This window comes from Nocardioides albus, assembly GCF_014648255.1.
In the GTDB taxonomy this organism is placed as follows: Bacteria; Actinomycetota; Actinomycetes; order Propionibacteriales; family Nocardioidaceae; genus Nocardioides; species Nocardioides albus.
The window spans coordinates 367,185-384,081 of the sequence record NZ_BMQT01000001.1; the positions used below are offsets into that span (position 1 = coordinate 367,185).

General features: G+C 70.9%; 13 protein-coding genes. 7 read left to right on the forward strand and 6 right to left on the reverse strand.

All coding sequences use genetic code 11. The features are described 5' to 3' along the window. Positions 1–73 precede the first annotated feature (73 nt). The 4 genes from IEY84_RS01650 to IEY84_RS01665 are packed head-to-tail and all read left to right on the forward strand — an operon-like array spanning position 74 to position 7,240. Positions 74–2,344: a serine/threonine protein kinase gene (locus tag IEY84_RS01650; protein WP_183541612.1), complete on the forward strand. Its 2,271-nt coding sequence runs from the start codon at positions 74–76 to the stop codon at positions 2,342–2,344. Between the two features lie 24 nt (positions 2,345–2,368). Next, a complete protein-coding gene (locus IEY84_RS01655) occupies positions 2,369–5,020 on the forward strand; it encodes a bifunctional FO biosynthesis protein CofGH (protein WP_183541614.1) in 2,652 nt (883 codons plus the stop codon). 23 nt (positions 5,021–5,043) lie between these two features. Continuing rightward, positions 5,044–6,273, forward strand: coding sequence for a hypothetical protein (locus IEY84_RS01660; RefSeq protein WP_183541616.1), 1,230 nt, complete (start codon positions 5,044–5,046; stop codon positions 6,271–6,273). Positions 6,274–6,283: 10 nt separating this feature from the next. Further along, on the forward strand, positions 6,284–7,240 hold the full coding sequence (locus IEY84_RS01665) for a formylglycine-generating enzyme family protein (RefSeq protein WP_308424442.1): 957 nt from the start codon (positions 6,284–6,286) through the stop codon (positions 7,238–7,240). Here the strand turns inward: IEY84_RS01665 and IEY84_RS01670 are convergent. Continuing rightward, positions 7,225–8,754: a sulfatase family protein gene (locus IEY84_RS01670; RefSeq protein WP_183541620.1), complete on the reverse strand. Its 1,530-nt coding sequence runs from the start codon at positions 8,752–8,754 to the stop codon at positions 7,225–7,227. The genes IEY84_RS01665 and IEY84_RS01670 overlap by 16 nt on opposite strands. Before the next feature lie 151 nt (positions 8,755–8,905). Here IEY84_RS01670 and IEY84_RS01675 point away from each other — a divergent pair, with 151 nt between their 5' ends. Continuing rightward, positions 8,906–9,367: a DUF5709 domain-containing protein gene (locus IEY84_RS01675; protein ID WP_183541622.1), complete on the forward strand. Its 462-nt coding sequence runs from the start codon at positions 8,906–8,908 to the stop codon at positions 9,365–9,367. Between the two features lie 5 nt (positions 9,368–9,372). Here the strand turns inward: IEY84_RS01675 and IEY84_RS01680 are convergent, their stop codons facing one another. Beyond that, positions 9,373–9,768, reverse strand: a complete 396-nt coding sequence (locus tag IEY84_RS01680; RefSeq protein WP_183541625.1) for a VOC family protein — start codon at positions 9,766–9,768, stop codon at positions 9,373–9,375. 83 nt (positions 9,769–9,851) lie between these two features. Here IEY84_RS01680 and IEY84_RS01685 point away from each other — a divergent pair, with 83 nt between their 5' ends. Next, positions 9,852–10,901 carry an adenosine deaminase gene (locus IEY84_RS01685; protein WP_183541626.1) on the forward strand — a complete coding sequence of 350 codons (1,050 nt, stop codon included), beginning with the start codon at positions 9,852–9,854 and terminating at the stop codon, positions 10,899–10,901. A gap of 10 nt (positions 10,902–10,911) precedes the next feature. After that, positions 10,912–11,763, forward strand: coding sequence for an alpha/beta fold hydrolase (locus tag IEY84_RS01690; RefSeq protein WP_183541628.1), 852 nt, complete (start codon positions 10,912–10,914; stop codon positions 11,761–11,763). 224 nt (positions 11,764–11,987) lie between these two features. Here IEY84_RS01690 and IEY84_RS01695 read toward each other — a convergent pair whose 3' ends face one another. Genes IEY84_RS01695 through IEY84_RS01710 form a run of 4 tightly spaced genes read right to left on the reverse strand, consistent with a single transcriptional unit; the run spans position 11,988 to position 16,894 of the window. Continuing rightward, entirely contained in the window at positions 11,988–13,709 is a 1,722-nt protein-coding gene (locus IEY84_RS01695) for an acetyl/propionyl/methylcrotonyl-CoA carboxylase subunit alpha (protein ID WP_183541630.1), read from the reverse strand. 1 nt (position 13,710) lies between these two features. Continuing rightward, the gene (locus IEY84_RS01700; RefSeq protein ID WP_229788217.1) at positions 13,711–15,324 is read right to left on the reverse strand and encodes a 5-oxoprolinase subunit B/C family protein; all 1,614 of its coding nucleotides are present in this window, start codon (positions 15,322–15,324) and stop codon (positions 13,711–13,713) included. A gap of 5 nt (positions 15,325–15,329) precedes the next feature. Next, the gene (locus IEY84_RS01705; RefSeq protein WP_183541632.1) at positions 15,330–16,124 is read right to left on the reverse strand and encodes a putative hydro-lyase; all 795 of its coding nucleotides are present in this window, start codon (positions 16,122–16,124) and stop codon (positions 15,330–15,332) included. Then, on the reverse strand, positions 16,121–16,894 hold the full coding sequence (locus tag IEY84_RS01710) for a LamB/YcsF family protein (protein WP_183541634.1): 774 nt from the start codon (positions 16,892–16,894) through the stop codon (positions 16,121–16,123). Before IEY84_RS01710 ends, IEY84_RS01705 begins: the two co-directional genes overlap by 4 nt. Positions 16,895–16,897: the final 3 nt, after the last annotated feature.

The window sequence follows — 16,897 nt, forward strand, 5'->3', positions numbered from 1 at the left end:
ACGTTCGTTGACGGGACGCTAGGGTTTCGGCAGAGGTCGAATCGGGTAAAAAAATCAGGGCGAGGTTCTAACGATGGTTGCGTTCCCCCAGGAAGGCGAACAGTTCGGTCGCTACGTGATCGAACGGGTCCTGGGTCAAGGTGGCATGGGTGTCGTCTACCAGGCGAAAGACCCGGCGCTGCGCCGAAAGGTGGCGCTCAAGCTGGTGCTGCCCTCGCTCACCGTCGACAAGGACTTCATCACCCGCTTCGAGCGGGAAGCCAACATCCTGGCGAAGCTGCGCTCGCGCAACATCGTGCAGATCATCGAGTACGGCGAGGTCGAGGGAACGGTCTACCTCGTCACCGAGTACGTCCCCGACGGCGACCTGCACGGCTGGCTGAAGACCAAGGGGCCGCTGGAGACCGTCCAGGCGCTGCGCCTGGTCGGCGACGTCAGCGACGCGCTCTTCGACGCCCACCGCGCCGGGGTGGTCCACCGCGACGTCAAGCCGTCCAACGTGCTCCTGTGGGAGCGCCAGGAGGGCGAGCTCGTCCCCTACCTGACCGACTTCGGCATCGCGACCGAGGGCGACTCCAACGTGACCCGGGCAGGGTCCGTGGTGGGCTCGCTGCCCTACATGTCGCCCGAGCGGCACATGGGCGAGCAGGCGACCGCGTCGGGCGACATCTACGCCGCCGGCTGTCTGCTGTGGGCCTGCCTGACCGGCAAGGCCCCTTACACCGGCAGCGACTTCGAGCTGATGAGTGCCCACATCAACAACCCGGTGCCGCGGCTGCCCGCTTCGACGCCGGGCGCCGACCTGCTCAACCCGATCATCCAGCGGGCGCTGGCGAAGAAGCCGGAGAACCGCTTCCGGACCGCCGCCGAGCTCGCCAAGGCGCTCGACAAGGCCGCCGACCGGCTCGAGGAGTCCGGTCTGGGCGGTGGTGTCGTCGGTGGCGCTGCCGCAGCGGCCGCCGCCGACCTCGGCTCCCGCCCCGGGGTCACCTGGGACACCACCGCGGACGGCACCACCGGCGCCGTCGACCGAGCGCCCGAGGCCGAGGCCCAGCCGACGATCGTCAAGCGCCCGGGCGAAGGCACCCCGACTCCCGCCCCGCTCGCCAACGAGACCGACTCCACGGTCGTGCACAGCGGCAAGGGTCTGCCCCACGCCGCTGCCGCCGCGACGGCCTCCGGCACGGCCGCCGGAGCGGGCCAGCCCGAGTGGCTGCCCTCGCACCACTCCAGCGCCGGCCAGGGCAGTGGCGATGGCGGCGACAAGAAGAAGCGCTACGCCATCATCGGCGGCGGCGTCGCCGCGGTCCTGCTCATCGGAGCCGGCATCTTCACCCAGGGCTTCGGCATCTTCGGGCTCCACGGCGACGACGCCAAGGCTGCTGAGGCGATCGCCAGCGGCGTACCCAAGCCGGGGTGGGCCACCGAGGACCAGATGACCTGCGCCGCCGAGAGTCTGGTCGAGAAGGTTCCCGCCGCCGAGCTGCGCTCCCACGGGGTCGTGGACGCCGGCGACGACTGGACCTACACCGGCGAGTGGCCCGCGGACGACGCGATGAAGTTCTCCCAGGGTCTGCTCGACTGCACCGAGTCCTGGGCGACCGAGATCGGTGACAACTGGAAGGTCGGGGACACCCGCTGCATGGAGAAGGAGGTCGACAAGACCTCCATGGCCGGCCTGATCGCGGTCACCGATCTCCTCAAGGACGGTGACCCGGGCGCTGCCGGCCCGGCGAAGGAGAAGGCCGTCGAGGCCCTCGACGCGTGCTACGTCAAGGCCGATGCGCTCGGCGCCAAGGTGACCCCGAAACCTGCCTACATGCAGGTCGACTTCGACGTCCAGGAGCCCACCGCTCCCGGCGGGGAGTCGGAGATCACGATCGCCAAGAAGGGCAGCAGCAGCTACGACGAGCTCAAGGGTTCCACCTACGAGCTCCCGGTCACCGAGGGCGGTGTCGAGGGCTGCATCGCGGTGAAGACCAACGTCGCCTTCGCCTGGGGCACCGAGAAGGCCACCGACGCCGATGTCTGCGGCAAGGCCGAGCCGAAGAAGCTCGAGTGGGTCAAGCTGGACAAGTGCACCGATCCGACCTATACCCGGCAGAAGATCGAGTGCAACACCTGGCGCCTCACCTTCGAGGGGTTCCAGTCCGGCGAGAAGTTCAACGTGAAGCTCACCCGCAACGGCGGCAAGTGCTCGACCGGCAAGAATGCCAAGTGCGACTGGCAAGGCACTCCTGATGGCGAGGGCAAGGGCGCGGTCGTCGACTGGTCGGGCCCCAAGGTCTGGAACGACAAGTTCGTCGCCAGCGCCCCCGGCGCGAGCGCCCAGATCGACAACTAGTTCTCGCCGACTAGGCTGCTCGTGATGAGCGAGCAGCCGACACCCCAGCAGATCCGCCGGGCGCTGGCCCGGGCCGAACGCGGCGCAGCCCTGGACGTCACGGAGGCTTCGGCTCTCCTGGCGGCCCGGGGCGACGACCTCGACCGACTGACGGCCGCCGCGGCGAAGGTACGCGACGCCGGGCTGGTCGCCGCGGGACGACCGGAGACGGTGACCTATTCCCCGAAGGTCTTCATCCCGATCACCAGGCTGTGCCGGGACCGCTGCCACTACTGCACGTTCGTGGAGACGCCGGGACAGGCCGAGCGTGAGGGCCGCGAGCCCTACCTGAGCCCCGACGAGATCCTCGAGATCGCCGCCGAAGGCGCGAAGCTGGGTTGCCTGGAGGCGCTGTTCACCCTCGGCGACCGGCCCGAGGACCGCTGGCCGGAGGCGCAGGAGTGGCTGGAGAGCCGGGGCTATGAGTCGACCCTCGACTACGTACGGGCGATGGCGGTCCGCGTCCTCGAGGAGACCGGGCTGCTCCCCCACCTCAACCCCGGCGTGATGTCGTGGGAGGAGATGAACCGGCTCAAGCCGGTCTCCCCGTCGATGGGGATGATGCTCGAGACCACGTCGCGCCGGCTGTTCGAGACCAAGGGCGAGGCCCACTACGGCTCACCCGACAAGGATCCTTCCGTGCGGCTCCGAGTCCTCGAGGACGCCGGCCGCCTCTCGATCCCGTTCACCTCCGGCCTCCTGGTCGGCATCGGCGAGACGCTCACCGAGCGCGCGGAGACGATCTTCGCGCTGCGGAAGGTACACAAGGCGTACGCGGGACTGCAGGAGATCATCGTCCAGAACTTCCGGGCGAAGCCGTCGACCGCCATGCGCCACGTCGACGACCTGGGACTCGACGAGTATCTGGCCGCGATCGCGGTCAGCCGGATCGTCCTCGGCCCGAAGGCCCGGGTCCAGGCCCCGCCCAACCTCGTCGACCTCGACGAGTGCCGGGCGCTGCTCGGCGCGGGGATCGACGACTGGGGCGGCGTGTCCCCGCTGACCCCCGACCACGTCAACCCCGAGCGGCCCTGGCCCTCGCTGGACGCGTTGCGCCAGGTCACCGCCGAGGCCGGCTTCCAGCTGAGGCCGCGGCTGACCGTCCATCCGGAGTACGTCGCCGGCACGCTGCGCGACGGCCAGTCCTGGATCGACCCGCGGGTCCTGTCCCACGTCGAGGCGCTCGCCGACGAAGACGGGCTCGCCCGCGAGGGGATCCGGCCCGAGGGCCGACCTTGGCAGGAGCCGGACGGCGGCTTCACCGCCGCCGGGCGCGTCGACCTGCACGCCTCCGTCGACACCACCGGACGCACCAACGACCGACGCGACGACTTCGAGACGGTCTACGGCGACTGGGACACCATCCGCGAGGCGGCCAAGACCACCAGCCAACCGTTGGTTGAGCCCGGCGAGCGCCAGCGAGCCGGTGTCGAAACCAACACGGTCCCCTCGAGCGCCGACGGGAACCGTGTTGGTCTCGACACGCCTCCGCCTAGCGGCTCCGGCGGCTCGACCAGCGGGGGCGGCTCGACCAGCGAGGGGAAGGCTGCGCTCAAGGCAGCCGAGAAGGACCCCGGCAACCTCTCCGACGAGCACGCGCTGACGCTGATGACCGCCGAGGGGGACCTGCTGCGCCAGGTCACCAGGCTCGCCGACGACCTGCGTAAAGAGGTCAACGGCGACACCGTGACGTACGTCGTCAACCGCAACATCAACTTCACCAACGTCTGCTACGTCGGCTGCCGGTTCTGCGCTTTCGCCCAGCGGCGGACGGACGCGGATGCGTACTCTCTCGATCTGGACCAGGTCGCCGACCGCGCCGAGGAGGCGTGGAACCTCGGCGCCACCGAGGTCTGCATGCAGGGCGGGATCGACCCCGAGCTCCCCAGCACCGCCTACTTCGACCTCGTCCAGGCCGTGAAGCAGCGGGTGCCGGAGATGCACGTGCACGCGTTCAGCCCGATGGAGATCGTCAACGGCACCGCCCGCACCGGGCTCTCGATCGAGGACTTCCTGATCAAGGTCCGCGAGTCCGGGCTCGGCAGCATCCCCGGCACGGCAGCGGAGATCCTCGACGACGAGGTCCGCTGGGTGCTGACCAAGGGCAAGCTGCCCGCGAAGACCTGGATCGAGATCATCTCCACCGCGCATCGCGTCGGCATCCCGACGACGTCGACGATGATGTACGGCCACGTCGACAACCCGCGCCACTGGGTCGGCCACCTCCGCGTCCTCGCCGGGATCCAGGACCGAGCACGCGAGCATGGCAACGCCGAGCTCACCGAGTTCGTACCGCTCCCCTTCGTCCACACGAGCGCGCCGATCTACCTCGCCGGGGCGGCCCGTCCGGGGCCGACCATGCGCGACAACCTCGCCGTCCACGCGCTCGCCCGGATCATGCTCCACGGCCGCATCGACAACATCCAGACGAGCTGGGTCAAGCTCGGCGTCGACGGCACCCGGGCGATGCTCCAGGCTGGCGCCAACGACCTCGGCGGCACCCTGATGGAGGAGACCATCTCCCGGATGGCCGGCTCCGAGCACGGCTCGGCCAAGACCGTCGCCGAGCTCGAGGAGATCGGGGCAGGCATAGGCCGGGCGGTATCGGAGAGGACCACCCTCTACGATCCTCGCTGAACGCATCGCCGAGGAAGAGTGAGATGTCCGACCCCACCGGAAGCACCGCTCAGCACCGCCCCAAACCGACCGAGCTCGCCAACGCCGCGGCCGAGGAGGCCCGCCGGCGACGGCTCGGGCTGCCTCCGCTGCCCCGGCGGCGGCGCACCCGGGGCCGGACCGTACGTCGGGCGCTGCGCTGGTTCACCGTCGTCGGTGCGCTCGTGGCGGTCGCGTTCCTCGCCACGACGGCGTGGGCCTATCTGACCGGCGTCATCGGGCCGATGCGCGGTGACGACAAGGAGGTGGCTCGCGTCCTCAGTCTCGCCGGAGACACTCCCGCCTGGGCCGACCCCGGCCAGATCCGCTGCGCCGCGGAGGCCGTCGTCGAGGACGAGGGCAGCGCCGGGCTGGCCGCGGCCGGGGTCGTCGCCCCGCAGGGCAGCGGTTTCAGCTACACCGGCGAGTGGCCCTCGGAGCTGGGCTCGCAGTGGTACGCAGAGCTCCTCGACTGCGCCGGCGATGGCCCCGACAGTGACTCAGCCACCTGGAGCAAGCAGGTCGCCGGCGCCTGGACGCTCGATGACCCACGATGTCTGCGGCAGGTCGGCCGCCCCGCGATCGCCGGCGTCCTCGCGGTCACCAACCTGCGGCTCGCTGATGAAGACCTCGCGGCCAAGAACATCGCCGCTATCACCGACCTCGACAGCTGCTACGCCCGCACGCCCGAGGCACCGACCGGCGCCGCGGCCGCGGGCTACCGCGAGGTCACGCTGAAGGTCACCGCGCCGACGGTTGCCGCCGGCGTCGTGTCCCTCGACGACGGCACGGCGCAGCCGACCTCCGGCGAGGACCCGGAGCTCACCTACACCCTGCCGGTCGCCCAGGGCGGCGCCGAGGCCTGCGTGCAGGCGACCACCACGGTGACGTACGCCTGGGGCACGGTCCGCACCGGCGAGCCAGCCAAGGTCTGTGGCAAGGCGGCCGCGGCCAAGATGGAGTGGCGCACCGTCGAGCGCTCCTGCCCGAAGGACAAGCCGAGGTGCACCTACATGGCCGCCTACGTCGAGGGCTTGACCGACAACCAGACGATGACGGTCACCTACCGACCGACGGGCGACTTCAAGTGCGCCGGCAAGAAGCCGACCTGCACGGTCAAGATCAAGGCCGACACCGACGGCAAGGCCCGCACGCCCGGCCTCCTGGTCACGGGCAAGAAGGGGAAGGTCGTCGCCAGCGCAGGCAGTCTGAGGGCGACGTACCCCGACTCGTAGGCTGGTGGTCGTGCCTTCCGACCTGACCTTCGGCGCGACCCGCGGGCCCGGCCCCGACCCGGCTCGGCGCCCGCCGGCCCTGCCCCGCAAGCGCCGCCGGACGCTCGTCGACCTCCCCGGCGGGCCGTACGCGGCCGGGGACACCTTCGGTGAGGGCTACCAGGCTGACGGCGAAGGCCCGGTGCACCCGGTCGTCCTGCCCGGCTTCCGGCTCGACGCGACCGCAGTGACGAACGAGGAGTTCGCGCGGTTCGTGAAGGCGACCGGCCATGTCACCACGGCCGAGCGTGAAGGCTTCTCCGCCGTCTTCCATCTCGCCTTCGACGGTGACCCCCGCGACGTGCTGGGCCGCTCCCCGGAGGCGCCCTGGTGGCTCGGCGTGCGCGCCGCCTCCTGGAGGGCGCCAGAGGGCCCCGGCACCAACGTCGGCCGCCGGGGCAACCACCCCGTCGTGCACGTCTCCCACGACGACGCGCTGGCCTACTGCGAGTGGGCCGGGACGAGACTGCCGACCGAGGCCGAGTGGGAGTACGCCGCCCGCGGCGGTCGCGCCGGCTCGCGGTTCCCGTGGGGTGACGAGCTGGAGCAGGACGGCACCCACCACGCCAACGTCTGGCAGGGAGCCTTCCCCGACACCAACACCGCCGCTGACGGGTTCGTCACGACCGCTCCGGTCCGGACGTACGACCCCAACGGCTTCGGGCTGTTCCAGATGATCGGCAACGTCTGGGAGTGGTGCGCAGACTGGTTCTCGCCGACCTACTACGCCGATCTGGTCGACTCCGGCGAGACCGCCGACCCGCGCGGCCCGGCCGAAGGGCTCACCAGGGTGATGCGCGGCGGTTCCTACCTCTGCCACGACTCCTACTGCCACCGCTACCGGCTCTCTGCGCGCTCCAGCAGCCCGCCCGACTCGACCGCAGGCAACCTCGGCTTCCGCTGCGCTGCTGATCAGCCGGCGGGGTAGAACTCCTTCGGGCACTCGTCACCCGCGCAGGTCGCGTACTTCTTGCTCAGCGCGCGCAGCTCGGCCAGCTGGTCGGCGAACCCGGGAAGCAGCGCGAGCGAACGGACCTGATAGGGGTCCTCGTCCAGGTCGTAGAGCTCCTCGCTGCCGTCGGAGAAGCGAGCGTAGGTCCAGTCTCCGAACCGGATCCCGGAGTAGATCTGCTTGTGGCCGTCGCTGACCCGCCAGGCGGAGAGCGGGATCACCCGGTCCTGCGCCGGGGCGGAGAGCCAGGGCATGATGTTGACGCCGTCCTGCGGCCGGCCGGGCTCGGCTCCGGCGACGGCCATGATCGTGGTGGCGATGTCGGGGTTGCCGAAACCGGTGGACAGGGTCCGACCGGCTGGGATGCCCGGTCCACGGAGGATCAGCGGGATCCGCTGCGTCTCGCGGTAGTGCATCAGCTTGCCGTTGATGTTGTGGCCGCCGGTGGTGTAGCCGTTGTCCGAGGAGAAGACGACGATGGTGTTGTCCATCTGTCCGGTCGCCTCGAGACGGAGTACGTGGCTGGCGACCGCGCGATCGACCGCTTGGACGGACTCGACGCGCTGCTCGTGAGCGATCCGCAGCTCGGATCGGCCCTGGGCGTCGAAGAACTTGCGGGAGGCCGAGATCCGCGGCGCATCGGTCGGCGTGCGGAACATGTTGGGCGTGTCAGGCAGCTCGAGGCCGTCGAAGGAGTGCTTGTCCTCGTCGGCCGGCCTGGTGGTGCTGGTGCCCTCCGGGTCGTCCTTCTCCCCCGGCCCGCCGTGGTGCGGCGCGACGTAGTTGACCCACATGTACCACGGCTTGTCGGTGCGCTCAGGCGCCGAGATCATCTCGTTGGCCTGGTCCCGCATGACGTAGGTCGTGTAGCGGTGGTAGGTCTTCAGCTTGCCGTTGTGGTTGATCCGCGGGTGCAGGAAGTTGTAGGTCGACATGTCGGTCGTCGCCCGCCAGTCGGTCCAGCCGGGCGGCACGTCCTTGGCCGTCCCGTCGAGGCCGTAGCCGTTGAGGTACTTCCCGGTGAAGAGGGTGTCGTACCCGGCCTCCTGCATCGCCTCGGGCAGCGTGCCGGTGTGGTCCATCGACGTGTAGCCGCCGCGTTCGCCGTTGACGGTCACGGTCTGATGGTTGTGGGAGTACTGCCCGGTCAGCAGCGACGCGCGGGCGGGCACGCAGATCGGCGTGGGCGCGATCGCCTCGGTCATCGAGGTGCCCTGGTCGGCCAGGAGGCTGCGTACGTGGGGCATGTACTCGAGGTCATCGTAGGCGAGGTCGTCCGCCGTGATCATGAGGATGTTGGGCTTGGTCGAGTAAGGCGCCCAGTCAGGCGTCGAGGTGGGCGTCGGAGGCACCACGCCCTCGACAGGAGCGTTGACGACACGCGCGAAGGCGCTCCCTGCCAGGGACCCCAACGACCCCAGCGGACCTCCCGAGTCGGGCAGCGCTCCGAGCGCGATCGACGAGCCGGCGAGTACGGCAACAGCCGCCACAGCCAAACGGGCGCGAGGCGCCATCCGTGTCTGCTCCCTCGGTCGATCCCCGCGTCGTGTGTTTCCGTCCGGTTCCACTCCCTACCGGACCGGGTTAACGTTACCGAAGGGGACATCGATGACCCCAATGCCGGTCGATGAGGAGACTCAGGTGAGCGAATCGCGCGAGAACTACGGCGACTACAGCGTCGACGACGAGGACCAGATCACCGGCGAGGACTCGCTCTCCGGCGACGTCCTCGAAGGTGAGGTGCGCGATGAGCTCGACCACGGCATCGTCACCGCCGACCGTTACTCCACCGACTACGGCAACACGCCGTGGGAGGAGGAACACCGGGAGTGCATCGACCAGCGGCGTCAGCAGGAGGTGCCGGAGCCTGATCCCTATGCGGTCGAGTACGACGACGCCGAGGAGAGCGACGACCCCGACGGCCGCGAGGTCGGCAACAAGCGAGCGGGCCGGCTGGTCGATCCCGACCGTGGGACCGGCGAGGACACCGATTCCGAGGTCTACGGGATCGACGCCGGCATCGACGGAGCCGGTGCCACCGCGGAGGAAGCCGCGATGCACATCATCGACGAGAGCGACGAGGACGGCGACGGCTACCGCTGAGACTCCTAGGCGGTGAGGTCCTCGATCTCCAGCACGATCTCGACCTCGAACCCCTCCGAGCTCTCCAGGTAGAGCGCGGTGTGCTCCTCGCCGCCGGCGTGCGGGTAGCGGTCGGCGTACAGCTCGTGCCAGCCGTGCTCCGTCGACGCCGCGCGGATCCGATCGAGCTGGTCGCGGTCGTCGATCATGAACGCGATGTGGTTGACGCCGGGCCGGAGCCGGTCCTGGGCGCCGTGCTGGTCCGTGGAGTGCTCCATGAAGACGTACGTCCCGTCCGACGCCTCCCAGAAGTGGCCCTTCTCGCCGGCCTCCCAGCCGAGCTCGCCGAAGAGCCAGCCCCACTCCCCCGAGGCCGTCTCGAAGTCGTCGACCCAGAGGTCCCAATGATGGATCGCCCGCATGCGTTCACCCTAGCCTCGATCTCGTCCGATCTAGCCAGAAACCGAGTCGCGGGAGCGGCACGGGGCGTGTGAGGATCGGAGCCGTGAGTGATCTGAAGACGTTCATCGCGGGACTGCCCAAGGCTGAGCTGCACGTCCACCACGTGGGGTCGGCGTCGCCGCGGATCGTGGCGGAGCTGGCCGCTCGACACCCGGGGACCGTGCCAGCCGATGTCGAGCTGCTGCGTGAGTACTTCACCTTCAGCGACTTCGCGCACTTCATCGAGGTCTACCTCTCGGTCGTCGACCTGGTCCGTACGCCGGAGGACATCCGCTACCTGACCTACGAGATCGCTCGGGACCTGGCGCAGACCCAGCAGGTCCGTTACGCCGAGCTGACCTGCACCCCTTACACCTCCGTACGCCCCGACCTGGCGGTCCGAGAGCCGGGGACCGGACACGCCGGGATGGCGATCGAGGCCTACACCGAGGCCCTCGAGGACGCCCGGGTGGGCGCCGAGCGCGACTTCGGGATCACGCTGCGCTGGATCTACGACATCCCGGGCGAGTCGGGGATCCCGGCGGCCGATGCGACCCTGGCGTACGCCGTCGACCACGGCCCCGAGGCGCTCATCGGGTTCGGCCTCGGCGGGCCGGAGGTGGGGGTTCCCCGGCCGCAGTTCGAAAGGCACTTCGACGCGGCCCGTGCCGCGGGGCTCCGCTCGCTGCCGCACGCCGGCGAGACCACCGGACCGCAGACGATCTGGGACGCCCTGACCGTGCTGAAGGCCGAGCGGATCGGCCACGGCACCTCGGCGGCCCAGGATCCCGCCCTCCTCGCCCACCTCGCCGAGCACCGGATCCCGCTCGAGGTCTGCCCCTCGTCCAACGTCGCCACCGGCGCCGTCGCGACGCTCGAGGAGCACCCGCTGAAGACGTTCGTCGACGCCGGCGTGCCGGTCACGGTCAACTCCGACGACCCGCCGATGTTCGCGACCACGCTCAACCAGGAGTACGAGATCGCGGCCGACCTCCTCAGCCTCGACACCACCGGCATCGCCGACCTCGCGCGTGCCGCGGTCGACGTCTCCTATGCCCCGGACGACATCAAGGCCAATCTGCACACCGAGATCGACGCGTACGCCACGTCTTAAGGTGGTCGGCATGGGCGAGCTGACTCTGGCGGTCAACGGGATCGAGCTGTGCGTCGAGACGTTCGGGAGTCCTGCGGACCCGCCGATCCTGCTCGTCGGTGGGATGAGCGCCTCGATGGACTACTGGGAGGACGACTTCTGCCAGGCGCTGGCCGCGGGCCGGAGGTTCGTGATCCGTTACGACCATCGCGACACCGGCCGCTCGACGACCTGGCCACCGGGAGAGCCGGGCTACACCGGGCGCGACATGATCGCGGACATCCCGGCTCTGCTCGACGCCTTCGGCCTCGACAAGGGCCACGTCTTCGGCATCTCGATGGGCGGGGCGCTGGCCCAGTGTGCGGCGGTGCTCTATCCGGAGCGGGTCGAGACGCTGATCCTCAACGAGACCTCACCGGCCTTCGACGGCGTACCCGACCTGCCGCCCATCGGCGAGGAGCTGGCCGACTTCTTCGCGAAGGCCGCCGAGAGCACGGTCCCGGATCCCGACGACCATGAAGCCCTGGTGTCGATGCTGGTCGAGGACCAGCGTGCGTTCGTCCCAGAGGGCTACGACGAGGTCAGGATGCGGGCCGTCGTCGAGCGGGTCGTACGTCGCACGCCGGACATGCGGCCGAGCTTCGCCAACCACCAGGCGATGAGCGACGGCGAGCCGGTCGAGGCGACCCTCGCCGACATCGCCGCCCCGACGCTGGTCATCCACGGCACCCGCGACCCGCTGTTCCCGATCGGCCACGCCGAGATCCTCGCCCGCGACATCCCCGACGCGACGCTCCTCGTCCTCGACGGCGTCGGGCACGAGCCGCCCCCGCCCTCCACCTGGGACAAGGTCATCCCGGCGATCATCGATCACACGAGCTAGATGATCGAATCCGCCTGATGCACCGCGATCCGTGTGGCGAGCGTGGTCGCGTGACGGCATCGGCCCCGATGGTCGAGCCGCGAGGCCGCCCGCGGCCGAGCGTGTCGAGACCAACACAGTCCTATCGAGCGCGACAGGGGACTGTGTTGGTCTCGACACGCCTCCGCCTAGCGGCTCCGGCGGCTCGACCAGCGGAGGCGCAGATCGGCCCACGCATCTAGCATCTAGCCAATCTTCCCGAGCACGTCTCCGATCGCGACCGTCCCACCGACGTCGGTGCCACGGGCGAGCACGCCCGCGCGGTGTGCGGCGACGCGGGTCTCCATCTTCATGGCGTCGATCACCGCGACGTCCTGGCCTTCGGTGACGTCGGCGCCGTCAGGGACGAGCCAATCGACGAGTACGCCGGGGACCGGGGCTTCGAGCACGGCCGGATCAGCGACGGCGGCCGCCGGTGCGGGATCGGCCGCCGTACCGCCCGCGGCGATCCCCCGCAGCAGCTCGTCGGGAAGGCCCAGCATCACCCGGCGTCCGTCGATCTCGATCGGGATCCGCCGCAGGGCCTGGTCCGGCACCGGCTCGGGTCGCCGCTGGGTCTCCAGACGCGGCATCAGCTCGGTCTCGATCCACTGCGTGTGCACTGCGAACCCGGCGGTCGAGAATGCCGGGTCATCGATCAGCGTGCGAGCGAAAGGTACGACGGTCGCGACGCCCTCAACCGAGAGCTCGCGGAGCGCGCGGCGGGCACGTACGACGGCGGTGTCCCGGTCCGGCGCGTGCACGATCAGCTTGGCGATCAACGAGTCGAAGGCGCTCTGCACCGTGTCGCCCGCCTCGATCCCGGCGTCCCAGCGGATCCCGGGGCCAGCTGGGACCCGCAGGCCCGTCACGACTCCGGGGCTCGGCAGGAAGCCGCGGCCCGGGTCCTCGGCGTTGATCCGCAGCTCGATCGCGTGGCCCGTCGGCGCCGGCGTCTCCGAGAAGGAGAGGCCCTCCCCCGCGGCGATGCGCAGCTGCTCCGCGACGAGGTCAACGCCGGTGACGGCCTCGGTGATCGGGTGCTCGACCTGGAGGCGGGTGTTCACCTCGAGGAACGAGATCACCCCGTCCTCCCCCATCAGGAACTCGACGGTCCCGGCCCCGCGGTAGGAGACGGCCGCGCAGATGTCGCGCGCGGCGTCGTGGATGCGGCGGCGCTGCTCGTCCGTCAGCCCCGGCGCGGGCGCCTCCTCGACGAGCTTCTGGTTGCGGCGCTGAAGCGAGCAGTCCCGGTCGCCGACGACCACGACATGCCCGGTGCCGTCGCCGAGCACCTGCGCCTCGATGTGCCGCGGGCGCTCCAGGAACCGCTCGACGAAGCACTCGCCGCGGCCGAACGCGGCCAGTGCCTCGCGCGAGGCGGAGTCGAAGGCATCGGCGACGTCCTCGAGCTCGCGGGCGACCTTCAGCCCACGGCCACCGCCGCCGAAGGCGGCCTTGATCGCGATGGGAAGCCCGTGCTCGCGCGCGAACGCGACCGCCTCGTCGGCCGACTCCAGCGGCCGGTCGGTGCCCGCCACCAGCGGTGCGCCGACGCTCTGCGCGATCCGGCGTGCAGTGATCTTGTCGCCGAGGCTGTCGATGCTCTCGGGACTCGGGCCGATCCAGATCAGTCCGGCGGCCTCGACGGCGCGCGCGAACTCGGCGCTCTCCGAGAGGAACCCGTAGCCCGGATGCACCGCGTCGGCGCCGGAGGCCTGCGCCGCGGCCATCAGCCACTCGATGCTGAGGTAGGACTCGGCGGCGGTGGCGCCGCCCAGCACGTACGCCTCGTCGGCGAGACGCACGTGCAGCGCGTCGGCGTCCTGGTCGGCGTAGACGGCGACCGACACGAGGCCGGCCTCGGCGACCGCCCGCACGACGCGGACGGCGATCTCTCCCCTGTTCGCGATGAGCACCCTGCGCATGTCAGTCTCCTCGGATCTCGGTCGTCGGCCCAATAGGCAAAATAGGCACAGTGGGCGCGACGGGTCGGAAGCGGATGCGGACCCCAGGCGGCAGCTGACCGGCCAGGTCCAGGTCGCGGTCGATGACCGCGCCGATGATCGGATAGCCGCCGGTGAGCGGGTGGTCCGGAAGGAACAGCACGGGCTGACCGTCGGGCGGCACCTGGATCGCGCCGGTCACCGCTCCCTCGCTCGGCAGCTCGCCGGCGACGTACCGCTCGAGCGGGACGGCTCCTTCGAGACGTACGCCGACCCGGTCGGAGCGTGGCGTGACGGTCCATTCCTGCTCGACGAGGGTGCGTACGCCGGTTCGAGTGAACCAGTCGTCGCGGGGCCCGAGCACGATGCGCAGCTCGACCGTGTCGCCGGGCGCGGGCAGCGGGTCCGCGGGAGCGGGGTTCGGGTCGACCGCATGGGGCGCAGCGGCGGGGCCGCGCAGCGGCACGACATCGCCCGCGCGCAGGGGCCGTCCGCCGAGGTCGCCGGGGCCGAGGCTCGCGAGGGTGTCGCTGGAGAGGCTGCCGAGCGCAGGCGGAAGATCGAGACCGCCGCGGACCGCGATCACCGTACGCAGGCCTTCGCTGACCCAGCCGAGATGCAGCTCCTCGCCGTCTTCGATCGCGGTCGCGGCGCCGTGCTCGACCGGGAGCGGCGGAGCCTCGCTGCGTACGATGGTCGTCTCGGCAGTGCCACCCGCGACCGCGACGACCGCAGGGCCGGTGAAGCGCAGGACCGCGCCGCCACCGGCGAGCTCGAGACCTGCCGTGCCAGGGGCGTTCCCCACGGCACGATTCGCGGCCCGCAGGGCGCGGCGGTCGGCCGTTCCCGAGGCGGAGACGCCGAGCGCGGCATGGCCGGGGCGGCCGAGGTCCTCGAGCACCAGCTGCAGGCCGGGGCGTACGACCTCCACGGCGAACGAATGCTCCGCCGCGTCAGCGACCGGGGAGGATTCTGACACCGCGACCGACTCACGCTCGAGCCGCTCGAACCGCACGGTCATCCCGGGCGCGAGCAGGGCGGGCGGATCCCGGTGCAGGTCCCACATCGGCGCGTCCGTACGCCCGATCAGCTGCCAGCCACCGGGGCTCTCCCGCGGGTAGACGCCCGAGAACGTCCCCGCCAGCCCCACCGAGCCAGCGGGGATCCGGGTGCGCGGAGAGGAGCGCCGCGGTACGTCGAAGAGCGGGTCGTCGCCGACGAGGTAGCCGAAACCGGGCGCGTAGCCGGTGAAGGCCACCCGCCAGGTCGCGGCCGTATGGCGCGCGACGACCTGCTCGGCGCTGACCCCGAGCAGCTCGGCGACCTCGTCGAGGTCCTGCCCGTCGTAGCGGACGCCGATGGTCACCGAACCAGCGGTCGGAAGGCCACCGTGGACGGCTTCGACGCGACCCAGCTCCTTGGCGAGGCTCGCCTCGTCGACCAGCGTCGGGTCGAACCGGACGAGCACCGTCCGGGCAGCGGGCACCAGCTCGACGACGCCGGTGGGCGGCGCGGCGACGAGCGCCGCGTGCAGCCGCATCGCGCCCTCGAGGTCGTCCTCCTCGACCAGCAGCGCCCGGTCCGATGCGATGAGCACGCGCCTCACGCCAGATACTCCGTATCCCGTACGTCGGTGATGAACATGTGGCCGGGCGCGTGGGTGAGCGCGAACGGCGGACACGAGTCCATGATCGCGGCCTGCGGGGTGACCCCGCAGGCCCAGAACACCGGCACCTCGCCGTCGCGCACCTCCGGCGGGTCCCCGAACTCGGGAGCGGCGAGGTCGGCGATGCCGAGCGAGGCCGGGTCACCGACATGCACCGGCGCACCGTGCACCGCCGGATAGCGCCCAGAGATGCGTACGGCATCGGCGACGCGATCAGCGGGGATCGGGCGCATCGAGACGACCATGTCGCCGCGCAGGCGCCCGGCGGGGGCGCACGGGCGGGACGTCCGGTACATCGGCACGTTGCGGCCGAGCTCCTGGTGACGGATCGGAATCTCGGCGTCGGCCAGGCCCGCCTCGAACGTGAAGCTGCAGCCGATCAGGAACGAGACCAGGTCGGGGTGCTCCTCCCACGCCGCGCTCGCGTCCGTGACCTCCTCGGTCAGCTCGCCATCCCGCCAGATCCGGTACGCCGGGATGTCGGTGCGCAGGTCGGAGCCGGGCGCCAGCGTCGACTCGTAGGCGCCCGGGTCGAGCACCTCGAGCACCGGGCACGGCTTCGGGTTGCGCTGCGCGAAGAGCAGCACCTCGAAGGCCCACTCGGCCGGCACCGAGATCAGGTTCGCCTGCACCAGGCCGTGGGCGACGCCACTCGTCGGTGCGACCTCGCCCGCCCGGTAGGAGGTGCGTGCGGCGCGAGCCGCGGCGAGCTGGGTGATGCTCGCGGTCATGCCTCGGCTCCGGCGAACGGGGCGATCACGATGCCCTCGGCCTCGAGCAGGGCGCGGGTCGCGGCGGCCATCCGAATCGCCCCGTCGCTGTCGCCGTGCACACAGATCGAGTCGGCGCGTACGGCGACGTCGGTGCCGTCGATCGCCTCCACAACACCCTCGCGCGCGAGCCGCAGCATGCGGGCCGCGACGGCGTCGGCGTCGTGCAGGACCGCACCGGGCTCGGCGCGCGAGACCAGCTCGCCGCCGGGCGTGTAGGCGCGGTCCGCGAAGGCCTCCGCGGCCGTCGCGAGCCCGGCGCTCTCGGCCACGTCGAGCACGACGCCACCCGCGAGCCCGAGCAGCACGAGCGACGGGTCGATCGCCTTGACCGCGGCGACCACGTCACGCGCCTGTCGCTCGTCGCGGGCGATCGTGTTGTAGAGCGCGCCGTGCGGCTTCACATAGCGGACGGTGCCGCCGACCGACGAGGTCAGGCCGATCAGCGCGCCGAGCTGGTACTCCACGTGCGCCTGCAGCGTCGCGGAGTCGATGTCCATGGCGCGGCGTCCGAAGCCCTCGTAGTCGCGGTAGCCGGGATGCGCGCCGATCGTGACGCCGTTGGCGACGGCGTCGGCGAGCGTCGTACGGATCCCTTCGGGGGTGCCGGCGTGGAACCCGCAGGCGACGTTGGCGCTCGAGACGATCGCGAGCATCGCCGCATCGTCGGCGACCACCCGGTCGGGCGCGTTCTCACCGAGGTCGGAGTTCAGGTCGATGGTTGCTGCCATGTC